Raw genomic sequence first — 3,240 nt, forward strand, 5'->3', positions numbered from 1 at the left:
CGCTGCGGTTTCCAGGGCTGGAACAAAAACGTATGCTCCTGAAAGTGACAAATCCAACTTGGAAAGACTTTTCACTCTGGGTGATACACGCAAATGCATCAAAAAGGGAGGTCAGGCAGCAGTCGCAGCGGTTAAAGATCATATTTCTAAAGATAAAGGTGCGATTGTCGGTGGTGACTTTAACTATCCGATAAACTCTGTAGGTTCGGTAGCAAAACATCCATATAGTTGGCAAACAACTCCACCTGCACAAGTCTCACTAAACTTCACGCAATGGAACAAAATAGATGGTAATACTAAAGGACCAGATCCTAATCTTCATATTGTAAAAACAGGAACTGTTATTTATAAGAAAATTGATCCACATAATGTAATTGACTATGTCATGAAGGGGGCGAATCGAACCGTGAACTCTTTGCCAAATTGCGAAAATCCAACAGCTGAAACAAGATGGATCGAGATATTGAGAGAATTCGATCATTGCCCTGTTGTTTACAACATAACTTGAGAATGTCTGTTGGCGGCACTAAATTCTTATCGTAACTGAGTATATTTTAAGCTTCTGCTTCCAGTTTTTTCAGTATTTTATTGGAATAGGCACCTGCATAAGTAGGTAGGCTTAATTATCCGTAAAATAGCGATTGAAATTCAAAGTGCTGAAAACCACCTTTGATAAAGGCTTTCAGATTCATTTTTTGATTTTGAGTTTGAAAGTTGATTTATCCCCACCTACTTACATAAAGCAGGGCTCTAACATTGCTCAACTATGAATTTTAGGGTCGAGAATGAAACAGCCCTGCTACCATTCATGCATGAGGTTCAGTTAACCAAAAAATTAACAATGAAACAACCCTGCTCCTAGGAAGCAAAAAGAGGTAATAGTAAAAAAATCCTGTGTACCTGATAGCTATTAAAAACCATGTAAGTTTAAAACAGGGCTGATAAACATTACGAAAGACCGCGATGGATCGTTTTTGATACTGTCTTCATAAATTATTATCCCGATTCCCGATTCCCGATTCCCTGTTCCCGATTCCCGATTCCCGATTCCCGATTCCCTATTTCTGGAATAACTCTAGTCGATATCATCCTGTATTTCTTAATTGCAAGAGTAACCTTGAGAATATCCGAGCAATATTCCAAGCATCATCTCCTCCCCGGTGGTGAGTACCTTCCAACGGTAAATTTAGTAAATCCAAAGCTTGTGCCATACCAACTTCATGGGGCAAAGCTTGACTAATCGCAAACAAGGTCTTGATGTTGATATGTCTAGTGCCGAAGGGATATCTCAAAAAACGAGATGTACACTGTTTCTGAAATTGATTTCGATCATAATCCCCATAACTTGCCCACACTCGCCGAGCAGATAAATACTTATCCTGTAGCATTGAACACGCTTCAACAAAAGAAATTCCCTGGTCAACTTGCTCCTGGGTTAATGTAGTCAGTTTGGTACAGAATTCACTGACCCTTGAGCGTTCTGGTTTTACCAAAATACTATCTTTTTCCAGGGGCTTCCCAGAAACAACATCCAATACACAAATCCCAATTTCAATGATTTCGTTTTCTTGTCCTGGGGGTGGCTTCCCTTGCCAACAGGTGGCTTCAACATCCACAACAAGAATTTGGTCGAGTTTTTTGGACATATTAGCCTCCGGCTAGTTGACGTTTGTTGAAGGTTGAAGGTTAAAGGTTGAAGGTTGACGGTTGACGGTTGAAGGTTGGCAGGTTGAAGGTTGGCAAGTTGAAGCTTAAAGGTTGAAGGTTGAAGGTTGAAGGTTGAAGGTTGAAGGTTGAAGGTTGGTTGACGGTTGTTCACCCTTGGCATCCCTTGTAGTCTCTTTACTGGTGGGAAGGGGGAGGTATTTGGACAGACTTACTAGGGTGTCAGCCTACATTGATTGCCCAAATGCTTCCCCCCTACAAGGTTTTCAAGACGCTTTTAACTAAGTCATATACTTGTATTATAATATAATACAAGTTCTCAAGCACGTCTACTCAAGACTCAGCACTGACCACATTTATCATAGTAATGAGGTACACAAGATTTTTTCCTTGTTCCCTGCTCCCTACTCCCTGCTCCCTGCTCCCGACTCCCTCGGTGCGCTTTCCGTTGGCGAATTAAATTCGCCACGGGTCGCACCGCTCCCGACTCCCGACTCCCTTATATCAATCAAGTCTCCGGATCGGCTTGATTGATCCCACAACAATAATTAATGCTGAAAGAGCAACAATAGGGACAACTGGCAGAAAACCGAAGGTAAGACTTTTGGGAATAATCCCCAACTGAAAGCCAATCACTGCGGCTTCACCCACAAGAATCGATACAATGCAGGTTAGAGGATGAATAGTTTTGCTATACAATACTGCAATTACCGTCGGAAACAGTACTGCTAATCCGGTAAAGGCTTGGGTTGCGATCGCAGTAATCGTACCTGGGGGATTTTTGGCGATAATTAAACCAATAATTGCCAATAAAACAATCAGTACTCTACCAACAAAGGTTTGTTCTTTGAGGGAAGCGGTTTTACGGAAATAAGCAAAATAAATATCTCTGGTTAGCATGGAACTGAGGGCCAAAAGCTGGGAGTCTAAGGTTGACATCATTGCAGCTAATGCTCCCACCATCACTAAGGAGGCTAGCCAGATTGGTGTATGTTCTGTTAGCATCATCGGAAACACTTGATCAGATGCTTTTCCTGTCAGGTCAGAAAAGGAAATATGTCCCCACATTCCGATTAGCACCGGACAAATAAACATGGTAGCGCTTACCAGGGGATACATCACTACCGAAACTTTTAGAGAATTACTAGTTTTTGAAGCATAAAAGCGCATGAACATCTGGGGAAACATAGGGACACTAAGCATCCAGAGAATCATAAAGCTAAACCACTTACGATGTGTAAAAAAATTATCTATACCCTGTCGAGAAAACAATTCTGGTTTGAGGGTGTAGACAGTACGGTTAGCTTCAGCAATCCCTCCTAAACTAGAAGCAATTGCTGCCAATGCCGCTAACATTAAGGTAAACATTAAAACCCCTTGGATAACATCGGTTAGGGCAACGCTTCTCATCCCCCCCATGAACACATATAGCACGATCACAACTGTCAAAAAGGTAGCCCCTGTAAAATAGGGAATTTGTCCATTGGTTAACGTTTCAATAATATAGCCAGCTCCAATCGGTTGCAGGGTTAAGTAGGGAATGGTGAAAATTACCATAACCGCCAGAAAAATTAA

At 41.7% G+C, this 3,240-nt stretch carries 4 protein-coding genes; 1 reads left to right on the forward strand and 3 read right to left on the reverse strand.

The features are described from left to right. On the forward strand, window positions 1-508 hold a 508-nt coding region (locus tag LYNGBM3L_RS45005), incomplete at its 5' end, for a hypothetical protein (protein WP_008182880.1). Window positions 509-1,085: 577 nt separating this feature from the next. Here LYNGBM3L_RS45005 and LYNGBM3L_RS11700 read toward each other — a convergent pair. The 3 genes from LYNGBM3L_RS11700 to LYNGBM3L_RS11705 form a co-directional block, all read right to left on the reverse strand. Then, entirely contained in the window at window positions 1,086-1,646 is a 561-nt protein-coding gene (locus LYNGBM3L_RS11700) for a 3'-5' exonuclease (RefSeq protein ID WP_008182882.1), read from the reverse strand. Between the two features lie 359 nt (window positions 1,647-2,005). Next, window positions 2,006-2,134 (reverse strand): hypothetical protein, encoded by a 129-nt coding sequence (locus LYNGBM3L_RS48590; protein WP_267872020.1) that lies wholly within the window; start codon window positions 2,132-2,134, stop codon window positions 2,006-2,008. A gap of 35 nt (window positions 2,135-2,169) precedes the next feature. After that, window positions 2,170-3,240 (reverse strand): sodium:solute symporter family protein (locus LYNGBM3L_RS11705; RefSeq protein WP_008182883.1); only part of this gene is annotated, 1,071 nt, incomplete at its 5' end.

This window comes from Moorena producens 3L (genome assembly GCF_000211815.1).
GTDB lineage: Bacteria > Cyanobacteriota > Cyanobacteriia > Cyanobacteriales > Coleofasciculaceae > Moorena > Moorena producens.